Origin of the sequence: Marinobacter sp. KM021, from assembly GCF_050707965.1 — a bacterium.
GTDB lineage: Bacteria > Pseudomonadota > Gammaproteobacteria > Pseudomonadales > Oleiphilaceae > Marinobacter > Marinobacter shengliensis.
In genome coordinates, this window is sequence record NZ_CP136129.1 from 2799240 (window position 1) to 2818393 (window position 19154).

17 protein-coding genes are annotated in these 19154 nt (G+C 55.6%); 12 read left to right on the top strand and 5 right to left on the bottom strand.

Annotated features, from left to right (window positions below):
• Window positions 1-16: 16 nt before the first annotated feature.
• Complete coding sequence (gene trxA / locus RVM24_RS13205; protein WP_072676310.1) at window positions 17-880, bottom strand: thioredoxin; 864 nt, start codon at window positions 878-880, stop codon at window positions 17-19.
• A 74-nt stretch (window positions 881-954) separates the two neighbouring features.
• A complete protein-coding gene (locus RVM24_RS13210; RefSeq protein WP_061330619.1) occupies window positions 955-1164 on the bottom strand; it encodes a BrnA antitoxin family protein in 210 nt (69 codons plus the stop codon).
• A 108-nt stretch (window positions 1165-1272) separates the two neighbouring features.
• Between RVM24_RS13210 and lon the strand changes: the two genes are divergently transcribed.
• On the top strand, window positions 1273-3723 hold the full coding sequence (gene lon / locus RVM24_RS13215; protein WP_431474178.1) for an endopeptidase La: 2451 nt from the start codon (window positions 1273-1275) through the stop codon (window positions 3721-3723).
• Between the two features lie 214 nt (window positions 3724-3937).
• Here the strand turns inward: lon and RVM24_RS13220 are convergent, their stop codons facing one another.
• Window positions 3938-4432 (bottom strand): MarR family winged helix-turn-helix transcriptional regulator, encoded by a 495-nt coding sequence (locus RVM24_RS13220; protein ID WP_106694135.1) that lies wholly within the window; start codon window positions 4430-4432, stop codon window positions 3938-3940.
• Window positions 4433-4632: 200 nt separating this feature from the next.
• Here RVM24_RS13220 and RVM24_RS13225 point away from each other — a divergent pair, with 200 nt between their 5' ends.
• The 11 genes from RVM24_RS13225 (at window position 4633) to RVM24_RS13275 (ending at window position 16335) form a co-directional block, all read left to right on the top strand.
• A complete protein-coding gene (locus tag RVM24_RS13225; protein WP_431474179.1) occupies window positions 4633-5544 on the top strand; it encodes a TPR end-of-group domain-containing protein in 912 nt (303 codons plus the stop codon).
• A gap of 161 nt (window positions 5545-5705) precedes the next feature.
• Entirely contained in the window at window positions 5706-6818 is a 1113-nt protein-coding gene (locus RVM24_RS13230) for a branched-chain amino acid ABC transporter substrate-binding protein (RefSeq protein WP_330165893.1), read from the top strand.
• A 159-nt stretch (window positions 6819-6977) separates the two neighbouring features.
• Window positions 6978-7901: a high-affinity branched-chain amino acid ABC transporter permease LivH gene (gene livH / locus RVM24_RS13235; RefSeq protein ID WP_230715466.1), complete on the top strand. Its 924-nt coding sequence runs from the start codon at window positions 6978-6980 to the stop codon at window positions 7899-7901.
• Complete coding sequence (locus RVM24_RS13240) at window positions 7901-9172, top strand: high-affinity branched-chain amino acid ABC transporter permease LivM (protein WP_058092563.1); 1272 nt, start codon at window positions 7901-7903, stop codon at window positions 9170-9172. Before livH ends, RVM24_RS13240 begins: the two co-directional genes overlap by 1 nt.
• Window positions 9173-9177: 5 nt before the next feature.
• Entirely contained in the window at window positions 9178-9933 is a 756-nt protein-coding gene (gene livG / locus RVM24_RS13245; protein ID WP_431474180.1) for a high-affinity branched-chain amino acid ABC transporter ATP-binding protein LivG, read from the top strand.
• A gap of 9 nt (window positions 9934-9942) precedes the next feature.
• Window positions 9943-10647, top strand: a complete 705-nt coding sequence (locus tag RVM24_RS13250; RefSeq protein WP_431474181.1) for an ABC transporter ATP-binding protein — start codon at window positions 9943-9945, stop codon at window positions 10645-10647.
• 92 nt (window positions 10648-10739) lie between these two features.
• Window positions 10740-11096, top strand: a complete 357-nt coding sequence (locus RVM24_RS13255; RefSeq protein WP_058092560.1) for a PEGA domain-containing protein — start codon at window positions 10740-10742, stop codon at window positions 11094-11096.
• 323 nt (window positions 11097-11419) lie between these two features.
• Window positions 11420-12964, top strand: a complete 1545-nt coding sequence (locus RVM24_RS13260) for a DUF4105 domain-containing protein (protein ID WP_431474182.1) — start codon at window positions 11420-11422, stop codon at window positions 12962-12964.
• A 103-nt stretch (window positions 12965-13067) separates the two neighbouring features.
• On the top strand, window positions 13068-13529 hold the full coding sequence (locus RVM24_RS13265) for a DUF3015 family protein (protein ID WP_058092557.1): 462 nt from the start codon (window positions 13068-13070) through the stop codon (window positions 13527-13529).
• An 80-nt stretch (window positions 13530-13609) separates the two neighbouring features.
• The gene (locus RVM24_RS13270; protein WP_431474183.1) at window positions 13610-15475 is read left to right on the top strand and encodes a DUF4105 domain-containing protein; all 1866 of its coding nucleotides are present in this window, start codon (window positions 13610-13612) and stop codon (window positions 15473-15475) included.
• The gene (locus tag RVM24_RS13275) at window positions 15445-16335 is read left to right on the top strand and encodes an alpha/beta hydrolase (RefSeq protein ID WP_431474184.1); all 891 of its coding nucleotides are present in this window, start codon (window positions 15445-15447) and stop codon (window positions 16333-16335) included. Before RVM24_RS13270 ends, RVM24_RS13275 begins: the two co-directional genes overlap by 31 nt.
• A 60-nt stretch (window positions 16336-16395) precedes the next feature.
• Here RVM24_RS13275 and pnp read toward each other — a convergent pair whose 3' ends face one another.
• Both pnp and rpsO read right to left on the bottom strand, forming a co-directional pair.
• Entirely contained in the window at window positions 16396-18510 is a 2115-nt protein-coding gene (gene pnp, locus RVM24_RS13280; protein WP_431475408.1) for a polyribonucleotide nucleotidyltransferase, read from the bottom strand.
• A 298-nt stretch (window positions 18511-18808) separates the two neighbouring features.
• Window positions 18809-19078, bottom strand: coding sequence for a 30S ribosomal protein S15 (gene rpsO / locus RVM24_RS13285; RefSeq protein WP_011786757.1), 270 nt, complete (start codon window positions 19076-19078; stop codon window positions 18809-18811).
• Window positions 19079-19154 lie beyond the last annotated feature (76 nt).

Sequence of the window (19154 nt, forward strand, 5' to 3'; positions counted from 1 at the left end):
GGCCAGCCATCCTTTGTCAGTGCATCAGGGTGTAGAGTTTACGGCGGTAGGTACGCACATCCGGATTGTTGTTCCCCAGCTTCTCGAACAGTTCCACCAGCGTAGTCTTGGCGATACCGTCTTTGTAGGTGCTGTCTGACTGCATCAGGCGAATCAGCAGATCCATGGCTTCGGCGTTTTTGTCCTGCAGTACCTTGTGCAGGGACAATTGGTGCAGGGCTTCCGGGTCTTTCGGATTGGCTTCCAGCTTTGCCTCCAGTTCCGACTGCGCCGGCAGTTCACCGGACTGCTTCAAAAACTTCACCCTGGCCGCCAGCTGTTTGGCCTTGTGCTGCAGCTTCTCTTCCGGCGGCAGGCTGTTGAGCACCTGCTCGGCGGTGTCGAGATCGCCCTGCTCGGCTTTCAGCTGGGCCAGGTCGATCAGCACATCCAGGTTTTCCGGGTCTTTCTGGTTCATCTCGGTGAGGATGGCCAGGGCACCGTCTACATCACCGGCTTCCCACAGGGCGTGGGCTTTCTCGTAGGGGTCTTCAGACGGCGCGTCGATGTGCTTTTCCAGCACCTTGCGGATCTCACTTTCCGGCAGGGCACCGTTAAAACCATCCACCGCCTGGCCATTCTTCACCAGAATCACCGTGGGCAGGCTGCGCACACCCAGGGAAGCCGTCAGCTCCTGCTGTTCGTCTGCATTCACCTTGGCCAGCTGGAAATTCCCCTGATACTCCTCCGCCAGCTTCTGCAGAATCGGCATCAGCTGCTTACAAGGCGCGCACCATTCGGCCCATACGTCCACCAGGATTGGGGTGGTGGCGGAGGCTTCCATTACTTTCTGCTGAAAGTTGTCGGCGGTGGCGTCGAAGATGTACGGCGAAGCGGTCATACAGTTACCCGAAGCTGAAATGAATTTGATACGTCCGGTATTGGGGCGAGGAGCACAAAATCAAGTCACCAGCTTCATTTCCAGTGCAGATCCGGCTTCCTTCGAGCCTGCGCGCAGTCCCGCAGATAAAGATTGATCAGGCTCTGATAAGGCACGCCCAATTCTTCGGCCAATGCCTTGAAGTATCCCAGCGCATCTTCGTCCACCCGAATCGTGATCTGCTTTTTCAACGCCTTGGCGTAGGGGTTTCTTTTCGCCTCTGAAAAGTCGTATTCGTCTCTCATGGATCTCTTCCCCAAAAACTACATTGTAATTACATTACCCTAAGCTTGAAAATCTCGCCAATGCCGTCACATAGGTCTTTAACCACTCAGCCTTGAGAGCAGCACGGTATGAATGACGAGAACCGCACAGACTCCCTGGAAGAATTTGAAGAAGATGTGACCGAGTACATCGGCAAAGACGAGAACAGCAAAAGCCTGGTCTTGCCTCAACAGGCCAGGCCGCGGCGTATGTATGTGTTGCCAGTGTCGAACCGGCCGTTCTTTCCGGCCCAGGTGCAGCCCGTGGTGGTGAACCAGGACCCCTGGCAGGAAACCCTGAAGCGGGTGGGTGAAACCGACCACAAGGTTCTGGGCATCTGCTTTGTGGAAGATCCGGAGTCCGACACCGGCATTCCCGCCAGCGATGACCTCGAGACGATGGGGTGTGCGGTGAAGGTTCACCACGCCCAGAGCGAAGGTGGCAAGGTGCAGTTTATTGCCCAGGGCATGCAGCGGTTCAGGATTGTTCAGTGGCTGCGCCGCCGCCCACCCTACCTGGTGGAAGTGGAATACCCGGAAGAGCCAGAGGAGCCGGCCGATGAACTGAAGGCTTACACCCTGGCCATCATCGCTGCCATCAAGGAATTGCTGCGCACCAACCCTCTGTATGGTGAGGAAGTGAAGCAGTACCTGTCCCGCTTTGGCCCGGAAGACAGTTCACCCCTGGCGGATTTCGGCGCCTCCATGACCAGCGCCCCGGGTCGCGAATTGCAGGATGTGCTGGATACCGTACCCCTGCTCCGGCGCATGGAGAAGGTTCTTTTACTGATGCGCAAGGAGCAGGAAGTGGCCCGCCTGCAATCCGAGATCAACGAAGAAGTGAACGAGAAGGTGCAGAAGCACCAGCGGGAATTCTTCCTGCGGGAGCAGCTGAAGGTCATCCAGCGGGAGCTGGGCATCGCCAAGGACGATAAGACCGCGGACGTGGAGCGTTTTGAAGAGCGCATGGCCAAGCTGAATCCACCGGAGGCGGTGCAAGAGCGGTTCAAGGATGAAATCCAGAAACTGCAGGTACTGGAACAGGGCTCCCCGGAATACGGCGTTACCCGCAATTATCTGGACTGGATTACCCAGGTGCCCTGGGGTGTGCATTCCGAAGACCATTTTGACCTGGCCGAAGCCCGCCGCATTTTGGACCGAGACCACGATGGTCTGGACGATGTTAAGGATCGCATCATTGAGTTCCTGGCCGAAGGCACCTTCAAGGGTGAAGTGAGTGGTTCCATACTGTTGTTGGTAGGCCCGCCGGGCGTAGGCAAAACCTCCATTGGCCATTCGGTGGCAGACGCCCTGGGCCGGGAGTTTTACCGGTTCAGTGTAGGCGGCATGCGCGATGAAGCCGAGATCAAGGGCCACCGCCGCACCTACATCGGCGCCATGCCCGGCAAGTTCGTTCAGGCCCTGAAAGACAGCAAGGTGGCCAACCCGGTCATCATGCTGGATGAGATCGACAAGATCGGCAGTTCCTATCAAGGCGACCCGGCCTCTGCCCTGCTGGAAACACTGGACCCGGAACAGAACAGGGAATTCCTGGACCATTACCTGGACGTGCGCATGGACCTGTCCAAGGTGCTGTTCGTGTGCGCCGCCAACCAGTTGGACACCATTCCCCGGCCCCTGCTGGACCGGATGGATGTGATTCGCTTGTCTGGCTACATCGGCGAAGAGAAGCTGGCCATCGCCAAGCACCACTTGCTGCCACGCCTGCTGAAACGGGCCGGGCTGCTGAAAAAACAGCTGAACATTACCGATGCGGCGATCCGCCAGGTGATTGAAGGTTACGCCCGGGAAGCCGGTGTGCGGAACCTGGAAAAACTGCTGCACAAGATTATCCGCAAGGGCATTGTGAGGCTGCTGGAAAACCCGGATGAGCCAGTGAAAGTAGGGGTGTCTGATCTGGTGAGTTACCTGGGACAACCGGCGTTCAAGAAAGAGAAATCTCTGAAAGGCACCGGCGTGGTCACCGGCCTGGCCTGGACCGCCATGGGCGGCGCCACACTGAGTATCGAAGCCTCCCGCATTCACACCAGCCAACGGGGCTTCAAGCTCACGGGGCAACTGGGGGATGTCATGAAGGAATCGGCAGAGATTGCTTACAGCTTTGTGTCTTCCAACCTGAAGCGCTTCAAGGGCGACCCGACCTTCTTCGATAAATCCTTCGTGCACCTGCACGTACCAGAAGGCGCCACCCCGAAAGACGGGCCCAGCGCCGGCGTCACCATGGCCACCGCCCTGCTCTCCATCGCCCGCAAGGAAGCCCCACAGCAAAACATTGCCATGACCGGAGAGCTGACACTAACCGGGCAGGTGTTGCCGGTGGGTGGCATTCGGGAGAAGGTGATTGCGGCGCGGCGGCAGAAGATCAATAACCTGATACTGCCGGAGGCAAACCGCGGGGATTATGAGGAATTGCCGGAGTATCTGAAGGAAGGGATATCGGTGAATTTCGCCAAGCACTACAACGATGTGTTTCAGGTGTGTTTTGGGAATAAGCCGAGGCAGGGCTCTAGTGTGCATTAGGTTTTGAAGGGTCTGTCCCCAAAGGGGACTGACCCACTTTTGCCCGTCCATGCCGCCAAACCAGAACCCATTGGTTCCAAGATGGGTCAGTCCTAGGGGTCTGTCCCCAAAGGGGACTGACCCACTTTTGCCCGTCTAAAGCACCCAACTAGAACCCATGGGTCCAAGATGGGTCAGTCCCCATTCGGGGACAGACCCTTAGGACAAGCCCCAGTCAGGCTTTTTCCTTCCAGCCATCATCCTTGAGCACAGAGCCAACGGTCAGCACCGGCGACGCATCAATGTCGTCGGCATCCATCATGTTCGCTACTCGCTGCAATGAGGCCAGGATCATGGTCTGCTCCCATTCGGCCAGGCTCTGGAACTTGGCGATGAAGTCTTCCTGCAGCGGGTTGGGGGCGCGGGCGAGTATCTCGGCGCCTTCTTCGGTCAGGTGCGCGTGCACTTTTCGCTTGTCTTGCGTGCTGCGCACCCGGTACACCAGTTTACGCAGCTCCAGGCGGTCCAGGATGGTGGTTACGGTGGCCTGACTAAGACTGACATTTTCGGCGATGGTGCCAATGGTCACCTCCCCGAGGTCCCGGATAGTGCGCATGATCAACAGCTGTGGCCCTGTCAGCCCGGCGTGCTTGCTCAACCGCTTGGAATGAAGATCGGTCGCCCGGATAACCCGCCGAAGCGCCACCAACACCTGCTCGTAATTGTTCACACCACTGCTCCAGAATGTACCCATTATTTATGCCTCTAAATATTAGAGGTCTTTGCACTGGCAATTGCAAGTGGGCATTATCACCTAGCTTGCGTCCTATATTGCTCAGCATGCCGCGCACCAGGTATGCGGCATTTTTTCTGGTGGCCATTATGCTATGGTCATCAGCTTGCCACTCACCCAGAAACGGATAACGGTTGATGATCAGGTTTTTCCTCACACTCGTTTTTGCTATCACTTTCGCCAGCGCCTCCATGGCCCAACAGCAACCGGCTGAGTCGGCCCAGCAAGTGACGGACGAAGACGTTGATGAGCGAATCGGTGAATTGGAAAGCCCCCTGTACAATCCATTCGTGGAGCGCTATCTGCTGGATGAGGTGAAAGCATTGCGGCAGGAGATGCAGAACACCCGGGCCGAGTTAATTGAAAAAGTGGTCGACAAGGAATTGTCAGTGGCCGACAAGACCATGTCCTACGCCACCGATACCGTCACCTACTTCTTTTACCTGATTGCCGGCGCCACCTCTATCCTGGTTGTGATTGGCTGGAACTCGATCCGCGACATGCGCAACCAGCTCACCAGCCTGGCCGAGAAACGGGTAAACGAACTGGTGGTGGAGTACGAGAAGCGCCTGAAATCCATTGAAGAGCAGTTGCAGCAGAAATCCGAGATCATTCACCAGAACCAGGCAGAGATTGAACGCACTAACGAGGTGCACGCGCTCTGGTTGAAGGCAAGCCAGGAGACCTCCCAGCAAAACAAGATCTCCGCCTACGACCAGATTCTGGACCTGCGCCCTGATGATGTGGAAGCCCTGAGCTACAAAGCCGACGCCGTTCTGGAAATGCGTGAACCCCTCTGGGCCATTAGCTTGTGCCAGCGGGCCCTGAAACTGGCGCCGGATAACGGCCACGCCCATTACCAACTGGCCTGCGCCTACGCGGAGATTGGCCGCTGGGAAGATGCCGTCAGCACTCTGGAGAAAGCCATCGACATCTCCGAAGCCTACCGGGACGATGCCTCCGTCGACCCCAGTTTCGAGCCACTGCACGATCACGAAAGTTACAGGACGCTGGTCTTCACCGATCAGGACGACAGCACGGACGCATAACATCGCAGAGAACGGCACAGAGCTTGCTGATTCCACCCTGGAAAGCGACGCTGTGTTCCAGAGCAAACCCTGGCCCGATCTGCTTGACAAGCAGCTGGCTGTGGTGTTTGTTTAAGTCTCTGAGAACATAACAATAACCCTGAACAAACAGGAACATCACGATGAAAATGTCCGTTAAGAAACTCGCTACCGCTGTAGGCGCTTCTGTTGCCCTGATGGCCGCCGGCCAGGCCGGCGCTGAAATCCGAATTGGTATTGCCGGCCCGATGACCGGCCCCGTTGCCCAGTATGGTGATATGCAGTTTTCTGGCGCCCGCATGGCCATTGAACGCATCAATGCTGCCGGCGGCGTTATGGGCGAACAACTGGTGGGCGTGGAGGTAGATGACGTGTGCGACCCCAAGCAGGCCGTCACCGTTGCCAACCGCCTGGTCAACCAGGGTGTTCAATACGTGGTGGGTCACCTGTGTTCCAGCTCCACCCAGCCGGCGTCTGATATTTATGAAGACGAAGGCATCCTGATGATAACCCCGGCATCAACCAGCCCGGAAATTACCCAGCGTGGTTATGAGCTGGTATTCCGCACCATCGGCCTGGACAGCATGCAGGGCCCGGTCGCCGGTGAGTACATCGTCAGCCAGAACCCGAATAAGGTCGCTGTCATCCACGACAAACAGCAGTACGGTGAAGGCATTGCCACGGCGGTGCGTGACACCCTGCGCAATGCCGGCGTGGAAGTGGCCATGTTTGAAGGCATCACCGCCGGTGACAAAGACTTCTCGTCACTGGTTACCAAAATCAAACAGGCCAACGTGGATTTCGTCTACTACGGCGGCTACCACCCGGAGCTTGGCTTGATCCTTCGCCAGGCACGCCAGGCGGACGTGAACGCGAAGTTCATGGGGCCTGAAGGCGTTGGCAACAAAGACATCAACACCATTGCAGGCGAAGCCGCCGAAGGCCTGCTGGTTACCCTGCCACCCAGCTTTGACGAGAAAGAAGAGAACCAGGATCTGGTAGCCGCCTTCGCTGACAAGGGTGAAGACCCATCCGGCCCATTTGTTCTCACCTCCTATACAGCTGTTCAGCTGGTTGCCGATGGCATCGAGCAGGCTGGTACCAAAGATCCGTTTGAAGTAGCCAAGGCCCTGCGCGCCGGCACTTTCGAAACGCCCATCGGTACCGTTCAGTACAACCAGGCGGGCGATATGGAGTCCTTCGAGTTTGTCGTCTACGAATGGCACTCCGACGGCAGCAAGACTCCGGTCAACTGAGCCAACATCGTTTACAGACGGTCATTATGAGAACACCTTCTCGCCGTAACCCGGGGGAAGGTGTTTTTCTGGGCTTCTGCTGACCCGCTTTGCGACCAGACGGCCAACCCGTCAAAGGGACAAGGAGTGCGGGCAGCAGGCATTCGGAGTTCCACACAGATGCAAGACCTCCTTTATTTCTCGCAGCAGCTCATCAACGGGCTGACGATCGGCAGCACCTATGCCCTGATCGCCATCGGCTATACGATGGTTTACGGCATCATCGGCATGATCAACTTCGCCCATGGTGAGATCTACATGATCGGTGCCTACACCGCGCTGATCGCCATTACCGGCCTCGCCACCCTGGGCATTGCCTGGTTACCGCTGGTGCTGATCGTCGCGCTGATCTGCGCCATGATTGTTTCAAGCTCCATGGGCTGGGCTGTGGAACGGGTTGCCTATCGGCCAGTACGCGGCCGGCACCGGCTGATTCCACTGATCTCCGCCATCGGCATGTCTATCTTCCTGCAGAACTACGTGCACCTGGCGCAGGGTTCCCGCAACATTGGCTTCCCGGCGCTGATTGATGGCAGCTTCCGTTTTGGTACGGGCGAAGGCTTCCAGCTGTCGATTTCCTACATGCAGATCACCATCTTCATCACAACCCTGGTCTGCATGACCATCCTTTCGCTATTTATCGCCCGTTCGCGCATCGGCCGCGCCTGCCGGGCCGTGTCCCAGGATCTGGGCATGGCCAACCTGCTGGGTATTGATACCAACCGCATCATCTCCGCCACCTTCGTGATTGGCGCCGCGCTGGCCGCGGTGGCCGGCCTGCTGTTGGGCATGTACTACGGCTCGGTGGACCCCTTGTTCGGTTTTATCGCCGGCCTGAAAGCCTTTACTGCGGCGGTGCTCGGCGGCATCGGCAGCATCCCCGGCGCCATGCTGGGCGGGCTGATTCTGGGCGTTGCCGAAAGCATGACCTCCGGCTATCTGAGCGGGGAGTACAAAGACGTGGTGTCGTTCAGCCTGCTGATTCTGATTCTGCTGTTCAAACCCACCGGACTGCTGGGCAAACCGGAGGTTGAGAAGATCTGATGGCAGCACACAACTTCAAGCACGCTCTGTTCTGCGCGGTGGTCACCATGGTCATCGCCTTCCCCATCCTGGGCCTTAACCTGGTTGCCCGGGGCACCCGGGTCGGCCTGGAAGGCGCCGATGCCAGCACCATTATCTCGGTGTTCGTAGCCGCCGCCATTGTGTTTTTCTTCCAGCTGTATCGCGACACCATCATGGGAAATCTCGGCAAACTGCCGGCACTGAACCCACTGGCAGGCCGTGAACCCATGCCCCAGGCCAAGCGGGTAAAACTGGAGTCCTGGGCGCTGACCGGCATCATTGTGCTGGCCCTGTTCTGGCCGTTCTTCGTGTCCAGGGGCTCGGTGGATCTGGCAACTCTGGTGCTGATCTACGTCATGCTGGCGCTGGGCTTGAACGTGGTGGTTGGTCTTGCCGGCCTGCTCGATCTTGGCTACGTCGCCTTCTATGCCGTGGGCGCCTATACCTTTGCCCTGCTGTCCCAGTACATGGGCATTTCGTTCTGGATGGCCCTGCCCATCGGTGCCCTGCTCGCCGCCCTGTTCGGCCTGGTACTGGGTTTTCCCGTACTGCGATTGCGGGGCGATTACCTGGCCATCGTGACCCTTGGTTTCGGGGAGATTATCCGGATTCTGCTGAATAACTGGACCTCCATTACCGGCGGCCCCAACGGCATCGGCGGCATTCCCGAACCCACCTTGTTCGGAATGGAGTTTGGCCGGCGCGTTAAGGAAGAAGGCAATACCTCGTTCCACGAAACCTTTGGTATTGCCTACAGCGGCGAGCACAAAGTGATTTTCCTGTACCTGATAGCCCTGGTACTGGCGGTGATCACCGCTCTGGTGATTCGCCGACTGATGCGCATGCCAGTGGGCCGGGCCTGGGAAGCCCTGCGGGAAGATGAAATTGCCGCCCGCTCACTGGGCCTGAGCCGCACCGCGGTGAAGCTTTCAGCGTTCACCATCGGCGCGTTCTTTGCCGGCTTTGCCGGCACCGTGTTTGCCTCCAAGCAGGGCTTTATCAGCCCGGAGTCGTTCGTGTTCCTTGAATCCGCCATCATTCTGGCCATTGTTGTGCTCGGCGGCATGGGCTCGCAAATCGGCGTCATACTCGCCGCCATTGCGGTCACCATACTGCCGGAGCTCGCCCGTGAGTTTGCCGACTACCGCATGCTGGTGTTCGGTGCAGCCATGGTGTTGATGATGGTGTGGCGACCACAGGGCCTGATGCCCATGCGGCGGATTCACATTGAACTGAAACGGCAGGAGTGACAGACATGCTGGATGTAAAAAATCTGTCCATGCGCTTCGGCGGCCTGCTGGCCGTCGATCAGGTGAGCCTGGATGTGCAGGAACACGAAATCGTTTCCATCATCGGGCCAAACGGTGCCGGCAAAACCACGGTATTTAACTGCATCAGCGGGTTCTACAAGCCCAGTGGTGGCAAGATCTTGTTCAAAGGCAAAGAGGTGCAAGGCAAGCCCGACTACAAAATCTCGCGGCTGGGCATGGTGCGGACCTTTCAGCACGTTCGCTTGTTCAACAAAATGACCGTGGTGGAAAACCTGCTGGTGGCCCAGCATCGGCATCTGAACACCAACCTGCTGTCCGGACTGATTAAAACCCCCAACTACCGTTCACGGGAGCAGAAATCCCTGGACCGGGCGGCCTACTGGCTGGAGCGGGTGGGTCTGCTTGATCTTGCCAACCGGGATGCCGGCAATCTGGCCTACGGCCAGCAACGGCGCCTGGAGATTGCCCGCTGCATGGTGACCGAGCCCAAACTGCTGATGCTGGATGAACCGGCCGCCGGCCTGAACCCGGCAGAAACCAAAGACCTCAACCAGCTGATTGTCAGCCTGAAGTCCGACTACAACGTGTCGGTACTGCTGATCGAGCACGACATGAGCCTGGTGATGGACATTTCCGACCGGATAACCGTCATCAACCAAGGCCGCCCCCTGGCCAGCGGCACCCCGGCAGAAGTCCGCCAGAACGACGATGTGATCAAAGCCTATCTGGGCGAGGCCTGAGGAAACACTATGCTGGTACTGGAAAATGTTCATACCCACTATGGCAAGATCGAGGCCTTGCACGGGGTGTCTGTGGAAGTTAACAAGGGCGAAATTGTCTCCCTCATCGGAGCCAATGGCGCCGGTAAAACCACCCTGCTGATGACGGTGTGCGGCAGCCCGCAGGCCAGTGCCGGGCGGGTGATCCTGGAAGGCCGGGATATTACCAATGAAGCCACCTCCAACATCATGCGCTCCGGCATTGCCATCGTGCCGGAAGGCCGCCGGGTATTCTCGGGGCTGACGGTGGAAGAGAACCTGGCCATGGGTGGGTTCTTCAACACCAAGGCCGAGATCCGTAAAAGCCAGGATCACGTGTACGAGCTGTTCCCCCGCCTGAAGGAGCGGGAACACCAGCGGGCCGGCACTATGTCTGGCGGCGAGCAACAAATGCTCGCCATCGGCCGGGCACTGATGAGCAAACCCCGGATGATCATCCTGGATGAGCCGTCACTGGGCCTGGCGCCGATCATCATCAAACAGATATTCGAGATCATCGGCCACCTTCGGGAGGAAGGCATCACCGTGTTCCTGGTGGAACAGAACGCCCATCAGGCCCTGAACCTGGCCGACCGGGGTTATGTGCTGGAAACCGGGCGCATCCGGCTGCACGACACCGGCAAGAACCTGCTGGCCAATCCGGAAGTGCGGGAGGCGTACCTTGGGAGCGGCTAAATTCTCTTTCAATGGGCTGAAACAAAACATTTTTACTTGATTACATTACTTAGGTATGTAAAATTTGGTAGCTCTTTTATGAGGGATTTGAAATGAAAAAGGTCACTGCAGTAGTAGCTTCGTTGGCGCTTATCTCTGGTTGCAGCACTGTTATCAAAGGTAACAATCAAGCTGTGACGTTCCAAAGTGAGCCATCAGGGGCAGCCATTTTTATTGACGGCGAAAGAATCGGCAACACACCAATGACTGTTAGATTGCCCAAAAACAAAAAAGATACCGTAATGATATCTAAAGATGGATACCACAGCGTCAGCAGGGATCTAACAAAGCAGTATGACTCAGTAACCCTCTTAAACGTTTTCTGGGACCTGAGCACTACAGACATGATTACCGGCGCCGCTTTTGAATACGAGCCGAATGCATACTTTTTTGAGCTTCAATCTAAATAGCACTAAAAGAATATCAAGTTGCGTATAAAAGCATACCGATTATTCTTCATTCTGGCGTCCACAGTCATATTGTGCGGCGCCAGTCTCGAAAAGGCCCCCAACAGTCAATTCTATAAGTGGAAAACCTTTATTTATTTAAACTTCCAAGCGATGAAAGCTGACCCAGAAAAATCCGATGAAAGCAGAGCGCTAAAAGACCTTCTTTGCATCAAGAAATTAGTAGGCTGCGAGAACTTTTCAGAAAAAATAATTAAAAGTCAAACACCCGGCGAATTGATAAAGGAGCTTAGTGGATTAACCTCAATAAACCATAATCGATAACTATGAAGATAATATTAATAGTCGTCTTTTGTTTTTTATCCCTCCCGTCCACGTTACTCGCAGCCAAATTAAACCTTGATACAATTACAGAGAGCCAGGCCCAAGAAATAGCGAGCTTACTTTATCTAGGTCCAAACCAAGACTCTAAACCCAATTCGTTCTATCTGTCCGAAACTGCCGTATTGGATATAGAGCTTCAAGCTCTGTTCGAGCAAAACAGCACAGATTCTAGGTGCAAATTTCCAGCAAGATACTATTGGCTGTCATTGCAAGAAAATCTTACGGGGAACTTCTCGGTAGAGCATTGCTTTAATAATACAATAGCCAATCCATTCGCAGAGTCAGGCGTTGCGACTACTGTGATTTTTGCAGATGCCAGTAATCGCTCGCCAATGTCATATTTTGGCCATATTTTGCTTGGATTTAGCTTTAACAGGGGCGCTCCATACTTCGATCATGTAGTCACATTCACTGCTGATACCGGTGATAGCAAGTCCCCAATAGACACTATAACAAAGGGTGTTAATGGAGGCTTTGAGGGGCGATTTTCGGAACAGGTCTTTCATCCTATAATTGAACAATACACTAACATCGAAAATCGCTCACTTACTATTTTTGACCTTAACATTGAACATGAAAAGTCTATTCTTTTGTATCTACACACAAAAGAACTCCAAAAAACAACATACCCATACAAATTCTTTTCTTATAACTGCTCATCTGAAATCCTAAGAGCAATCCAAGCCGTTAAAATATTAGAAGACAACCAAGAGCACTTAAGAATTTACCCTATCGACATATTAAATCGGCTAGACAAAAAGGGCATTACCAACAAAAATAACGCTACAACAATGCTTGCACTCAGCAAAAAGGATCCTACACCAGAGAATAAAAAACTTTTCAGATCGGTCATAACTTCGAATACTCAACCCATTTTCACTACCCCAAGGAAGATCAGTACCGGTGTTCAGAAATTTAGTGGAAAATATTATTCAGGTATCGGATTTAAACTTGGGTACAAAGGAATCGACTCGCCATTCTCCACCACACTCAACGATAGAAATACATTCAACTTCTTAGATATTGAAGCTGTTGATATAAATGGGTCCCCAAAAATAAAAAAAATAAATATCATTGAGCTAGAGTCCTTAAATGCAAAATATATTTCCGAGAATACATCGATTGCCTGGTCTTACAAAACAGTCATAGATAGGCACTCAAATCAAGAAAATGAACTGTCAGATTCATCGTCAATCGGTGTTGGTATAGCTCATACAACCCCAAGAATTACTATCTCGTACTTGCCAGAAGTTGCGATTTCGATTCGAGAGAACTTTGCTACTCCCCGAATCAAAGCTGAAGCCTTTCTCTACTCTCAGCCTTTCTTCTTTGGCATAAAGCATAAAACTCGTAGTTTTATTAATTCAAAGCTAACTAAACAGACTGAAATCGTGGCAGCTATTCAACCCCTCAGTAACGTCCAGATCACCGCTCGACACGAGCTGGATTCCGACTCAAACTCTATACACTTAGAGTATTTTTTCTAAAAAAATCTTAGGTGCTCCTTCACAACCAAAATAATGTAACTACACTTGCTAGAAGGGTAGGCTGAGAACAGCCTTGCTCGAAAAGACCGCAAGGAGAGAAAAAATGAAAAGAATCGTTTTAGGAGCCCTGCTAATATCAGCGTCTTCCATGGTGTTCGCCCAACCTGGCTGTGGTGTTGGCGCTATGATTTGGAAAGGACAGTCTGGCGTAATTCCTCACGTGTTAGGGGCAACCACCAACGGCATGGCTTCCCAAACTGTGAGTATGACGTTCGGGATTGTGGGCTGTAACACGAACCAGAGCGTACAATCGATGGCAATGCTGATTGATTCTCGCGGTTCAGCCGTAGCTGCAGATATTTCAAAGGGCAGCGGAGAGAATCTGGAGGCAATGGCCGTTACTCTCGGTATCACACCCGATGAACGCCCAGCCTTCTATCATCTTTTACAATCTAATTTTGAAATAATTTTCCCCTCTCCAGAAGCAACAACAGGGCAAGCTGTTGACGCAATCGTAAGCCTCATGGAGCAGGATAAATCCCTACGGAAGTATGTAGTAGCTTGATAAATTAATAACTCAGACTGACTGGCGCCACGGATGGCGCCCTCCTGCACCCAATCGCAATCCGGACTCTGATCTCCCCTATGGGTAACATCTTGCGCCTCCGTCAGGCCGCTCTGTGGCTTGCATGCTCACTCTCGGCCCAGGCAGCCGTTGCCATCACACCTGATGAACTGCAACTTCACCCGGTATGGTTGACCCTTGGTCACTACCAGCCTGACCGATTTGGCGCCGGCTACACCAGTCAGGCGGACGACTCTGCGTTTTTTCTGAGCGAGAACGGCAAAACCTCACCCAGGGAAGAACTGGAAGCAACGCTTGCCGCTATTCAGGAGCCAGGTGAAGGCAACGATCACGCCCGATGCCGCTTTCCGGCCCGGGATGCCTGGCTTCGGGAACAGCTCGACCTGCCCGCTGATCCTGTCGTTTGCCCCGCTTATGACGAGTGGGCGACCGAACTGAACACCGAGAAGGTCACACTGGTGTTCGCCGCCTCGTATCTGAACAGCCCATCGTCCATGTTCGGCCACACATTCCTTCGACTGGACCCACCCCAGGAGGATGAAGAAGCCGACCTGCTGCTGGCCAATACTATTTCTTACGCGGCGGACGCAGCTGAACACGACAGCGAGCTGCTATTTGCCTATCGGGGAATTTTCGGCGGCTATCCCGGAATTACCTCCATCCGCCCCTATTACGAAATGATCCGGCTGTACAACGACATTGAACACAGGGACTTATGGGAATACACCCTGAACCTGACCCAGCCGGAAGTAGACACCATGCTGGCCCACACCTGGGAGATTCAGGACAAAAACTTCGATTACTACTTCTTTGACGAGAACTGCGCCTATCGCTTGCTGGCACTGATTGATGCCGCGCGCCCGGGCACCAACCTGCTGGGAGAAGTAAGCACTCACGCAATCCCATCCGACACGGTACGCTGGGTTCGGGATGCAGGCCTTGTCGAAAGCATTCATTACCGGCCTTCGGCCGCCACAGCTGTTAGCCACAGCCTCGATACCCTGCCCCGTGACCATCAAACCCTGGCCGCAGCCATCGCCAATGGTTACGTGCAGGTGAATGGCCCTGAGATGCAACAGCTCTCGACACAGGAAAGAGCCTGGGTACTGGACGCCACCTACGATTACGTGCGCTATCAAAGCGAAGCCCGTGGCTGGCCAAGGGAGTTTTCCGCCCCCTTGTCGCATCAGCTACTGATCTCACGCAGCCGGATAGACGATGCGCAGGAGATACCTCCGGTACCGGAGCCTGCGGTTCGTGACGACCAGGGCCACGACACTTTCCGGGTCAGCCTCGGCAGTGGCCAGCTTGACCACGCCGAATTCACCCAACTGACCCTGCGCCCCGCCTACCATGACGTGCTGGACCCGCCGGAAGGCTACCGGTCTGGTGCCCAATTACAGTTCCTGCGGCTGGACGCCCGGCTCTATCACGACAATGACGAACTTCAGGTGGAACAGATCGTAGGTGTGGAGATCCGGTCCCTGAGCCCTCGCAACCAGTTCTTCTCTCCCATTTCCTGGCAGGTAGGCTTCGGCGGGCGGCGCACAGACACCGGCACACAGCGAGTGCTCACGCCCTACCTGGAGGGCGGTGCCGGTGGGAGCTGGAGCCTGAACCACAATACCCAGGCCTTCGCCGTGGCCACTGCTGACCTGGAGATCGACGATGACATCCGCCGCGGCTACGACTTCGCCCCGGGCGCTGATCTTGGCGTGCTGCATCAGAACAGCCGGTTCAGCCTTTTAGCCGGCGCCAAGACCAAAGCCTGGATCATCAGCAGCCAACACCGGCAGGACCAGCTGTACGTTAAAGGCAATCTGCACATCGGCCGGGAATTCAGCCTGTTTGCCGAATTCACCCGGGAAGATCACTTCGACAGGTACCAAAGCATATGGCAGGCTGGCATTCACGCGTATTTCTGACGCTCTCCAGGCTGGACAAGCGGCCGGCAACACTCATCCTGCTGGCCTTGCTCGCCCTGCTGCAAACCGGCTGCAGCAGCGTGTTCTTCTACCCGGACAAGGTAACCTACATCACCCCGGACCGCCTGAACCTGGAGTATGAAGACATCTACCTGGACACCGCCGATGGTGAAACCCTCCACGGCTGGTGGCTGCCCGCCCTCACAGAAGAACCCGCCAAAGGCACGGTCTATTACCTGCACGGCAACGCCCAGAACGTCAGCGCCCACATCCTCAACGTCGCCTGGTTGCCGGAGCAAGGCTACAACGTATTTGCCATAGACTACCGGGGCTACGGCCAATCCACCGGCGCCCCAGACATAGAGGGCGCCCTGCACGACACCGAAACCGGCCTGCGCTGGCTCGCAGAACGCCACCCCGAAAACGACCACCCCCTGTTCCTCCTCGGCCAAAGCCTCGGCGGCGGCCTCGGCATTGCCCTCGCCAGTGAATGGGTGCAACGCGGCGAACAACCCCAACTCAGCGGCGTAATCCTCGACGGCACCTTCTCCGGCTTCCGCCTGATCGCCCGCGAAAAACTCGGAGAATTCTGGCTCACCTGGCCATTCCAGATCCCCCTGAGCTGGAGCATCACCAACGACTACGAAGGTGTAGACCGCATCGCCAACATCGCCCCGGTCCCCGTCAAAATCATCCACAGCGCCCGCGACGGCATCATCCCGCTCCACCACGGCATACGCCTTTATGAAGCCGCAGAACAGCCCAAACACTTCCTGAGGACCGATACGCCCCACGGCGCGACGTTTATTCTGCCAGCGTATCGGGAGGCGGTATTGGAGTTCATGGAAGGGGTTTTTTAGGCCCAGAAACGAGAAAACCCGCCAAAAGGCGGGTTTTCTCAATACTGACTAACTGAAAAATCAGTCAGCGAAGTCAGTCGGCTGCTCGCCTTCCTTAACTTCCTTCATGGACAGCTTGACGCGACCACGGTTGTCCACATCCAGAACCTTGACCAGAACTTCCTGACCTTCGCTCAGCTCGTCAGTGACGTTCTCGATACGGCGCTCGGAGATCTGGGAAATGTGCACCAGACCATCCTTGCCGGGCAGGATGTTAACAAAGGCACCGAAGTCCACAATCCGCTCAACGCGGCCCTTGTAGATAGCACCCACTTCGATCTCGGCAGTGATTTCTTTCACGCGATTCACGGCAGCCTGTGCGGCCGCAGCGTTGTCGGCGTAGATCTTCACGTTGCCGTCGTCGTCCAGGTCGATGGAAGCGCCGGTCTCGTCGCAAATACCACGAATGGTCGCGCCACCCTTACCGATAACATCACGGATCTTGTCCGGATGGATCTTGATGGTAGTGATGCTCGGCGCACGCTCAGACAGCTCGGCGCGGGGCTCGGCGATCACTTTGTTCATCTCGCCCAGGATGTGCAGACGCGCAGCGTTGGCCTGCTCCAGGGCGATTTCCATGATTTCGTCGGTAATACCCTGGATTTTGATATCCATCTGCAGGGCAGTAACGCCCTCTTTGGTACCGGCAACCTTGAAGTCCATATCGCCCAGGTGGTCTTCGTCACCCAGGATGTCAGTCAGGACCGCGAACTTGTCGCCTTCCTTGACCAGACCCATGGCGATACCGGCCACCGGCGCCTTCAGGGGCACACCAGCGTCCATCAGGGCCAGGGAAGAACCACACACGGAAGCCATGGAGCTGGAACCGTTGGATTCGGTGATCTCAGACACCGCACGGATGGCATACGGGAATTCTTCGATGGTCGGCATAACCGCGGCTACACCACGCTTGGCCAGGCGACCGTGACCGATTTCACGACGGCCCGGGGAGCCCATACGGCCCGCTTCACCTACGGAGTACGGAGGGAAGTTGTAGTGGAACAGGAACGGGTCTTTGCGCTCGCCTTCCAGGGCATCGATGATCTGCACGTCACGGGTGGTACCCAGCGTGGCGGTGACGATGGCCTGGGTCTCGCCACGGGTGAACAGGGCAGAACCGTGCACGGACGGCAGCACACCAACTTCCACCTTGATCGGGCGAACGGTCTTGTTGTCACGGCCATCGATACGCGGCTTGCCTTCGATAACCTGCAGACGAACCACAGACTTCTCAACCTTGCCGAAGTACTTCTTCACTTCCTCTTCGGACGGCTGGCCTTCTTCTTCACTGGCCAGTTTTTCAACGGCAGCGGATTTGATCTCGCCCAGACGCTCATAGCGAGCCATCTTGTCGCGGATTGCGTAGGCTTCTTCGATGGCACCACCGAACTCGGCCTTGATGGCGTTCAGCAGCTCGGTGTTTTCAGCTTCAGGCTGCCACTCCCAGCGCGGCTTGCCGTGTTCAGCGGCAAATTCCTTGATGGCGGTAATGGCCGCCTGCATTTCCTGATGGCCGAACAGTACGCCGCCCAGCATCTGGTCTTCGGTCAGGCCTTTGGCCTCGGATTCAACCATCAGTACGGCGTCTTCGGTACCGGCAACCACCATATCCAGATCAGAGCTGGCCAGCTCTTCAAAGGTGGGGTTCAGGACGTAGCCTTTCTCGTTGGTGTAACCCACACGGGCAGCACCAATCGGGCCGTCGAACGGGATACCGGAGATGGCCAAGGCTGCAGAGGCAGCGATCATGGCAGCGATGTCCGGATCATGGTTCTTGCTGGCCGACATAACTGTCAGCACAACCTGCACTTCGTTCATGTAGCCGTTCGGGAACAGCGGGCGGATCGGACGGTCGATCAGGCGGGAAGTCAGGGTCTCTTTCTCGGACGGACGACCTTCACGCTTGAAGAAACCACCCGGGATTTTGCCGGCGGCGTAGGTTTTTTCCTGGTAGTTCACGGTCAGGGGGAAGAAACCCTGGCCCGGCTTGGGCTCCTTGGCGCCAACCACAGTGCCCAGAACGGCAGTGTCGCCGGTGCTTACCAGTACCGCGCCGGTTGCCTGACGGGCAATACGACCGGTTTCCAGGGTGAAGGTTTCCCCACCCATTTCAAAGGTTTTAATACGTGGTTGCAGATCCACAATAAACTCCTGCTTTTTCAGTTAGTAACTCTGGGTTCAACTGCAGCAGTCTGATCTGTGAACCAAAAGGCAACCCGTCTGAAAGCTAACAGGCTGTTGCAAAACCCCGGTTGGGACTGCGGCTTCCCGACAGCACCCGGGCTTTCAACAACCTGCTATCAATATCGGCTTTCCATTAGACAGAGAAAACCCTTCGGCTCCACGGACAAATCAACTGCAGCAAAAATAAAGGGAGAAAAGCGCGGTAAAGGCCGGGACAAGCCCGGCCTTTACCTTCAGGTCGAAACCCGGCTTAGCGACGCAGACCCAGACGCTGGATGAGTTCCAGGTAACGGTCGGCGTTTTTACGCTTCAGGTAGTCCAGCAGCTTACGACGCTGGTTTACCATCCGGATCAGGCCGCGGCGGGAATGGTGATCCTGCTTGTTGGCCTTGAAGTGATCCTGCAGCTTGTTGATGTTGGCGCTCAGCAGAGCTACCTGAACCTCAGGGGAACCGGTATCGCCATCACCTTGCTGAAAATCCTTAACGATCTGAGCTTTCTCACTGGCAGACAGTGCCATATTACACCTCATAGGTTGCGATGCTGTTAAATCCGGCCGAACCGCGCATCTCTACAGCCCGGCTAATCAGCGGCGG

Excerpts from the sequence above, each read along its gene's own strand:
- lon (WP_431474178.1), top strand. The coding sequence starts at position 1,273 with ATGAATGACGAGAACCGCACAGACTCCCTGGAAGAATTTGAAGAAGAT.
- RVM24_RS13265 (WP_058092557.1), top strand. The coding sequence starts at position 13,068 with ATGAAAAGAATCGTTTTAGGAGCCCTGCTAATATCAGCGTCTTCCATG.
- RVM24_RS13270 (WP_431474183.1), top strand. The coding sequence starts at position 13,610 with ATGGGTAACATCTTGCGCCTCCGTCAGGCCGCTCTGTGGCTTGCATGC.
- RVM24_RS13255 (WP_058092560.1), top strand. The coding sequence starts at position 10,740 with ATGAAAAAGGTCACTGCAGTAGTAGCTTCGTTGGCGCTTATCTCTGGT.
- trxA (WP_072676310.1), bottom strand. The coding sequence starts at position 880 with ATGACCGCTTCGCCGTACATCTTCGACGCCACCGCCGACAACTTTCAG.
- RVM24_RS13275 (WP_431474184.1), top strand. The coding sequence starts at position 15,445 with ATGGCAGGCTGGCATTCACGCGTATTTCTGACGCTCTCCAGGCTGGAC.
- RVM24_RS13230 (WP_330165893.1), top strand. The coding sequence starts at position 5,706 with ATGAAAATGTCCGTTAAGAAACTCGCTACCGCTGTAGGCGCTTCTGTT.
- livG (WP_431474180.1), top strand. The coding sequence starts at position 9,178 with ATGCTGGATGTAAAAAATCTGTCCATGCGCTTCGGCGGCCTGCTGGCC.
- livH (WP_230715466.1), top strand. The coding sequence starts at position 6,978 with ATGCAAGACCTCCTTTATTTCTCGCAGCAGCTCATCAACGGGCTGACG.
- RVM24_RS13240 (WP_058092563.1), top strand. The coding sequence starts at position 7,901 with ATGGCAGCACACAACTTCAAGCACGCTCTGTTCTGCGCGGTGGTCACC.
- RVM24_RS13225 (WP_431474179.1), top strand. The coding sequence starts at position 4,633 with ATGATCAGGTTTTTCCTCACACTCGTTTTTGCTATCACTTTCGCCAGC.
- RVM24_RS13210 (WP_061330619.1), bottom strand. The coding sequence starts at position 1,164 with ATGAGAGACGAATACGACTTTTCAGAGGCGAAAAGAAACCCCTACGCC.
- rpsO (WP_011786757.1), bottom strand. The coding sequence starts at position 19,078 with ATGGCACTGTCTGCCAGTGAGAAAGCTCAGATCGTTAAGGATTTTCAG.
- RVM24_RS13250 (WP_431474181.1), top strand. The coding sequence starts at position 9,943 with ATGCTGGTACTGGAAAATGTTCATACCCACTATGGCAAGATCGAGGCC.
- RVM24_RS13260 (WP_431474182.1), top strand. The coding sequence starts at position 11,420 with ATGAAGATAATATTAATAGTCGTCTTTTGTTTTTTATCCCTCCCGTCC.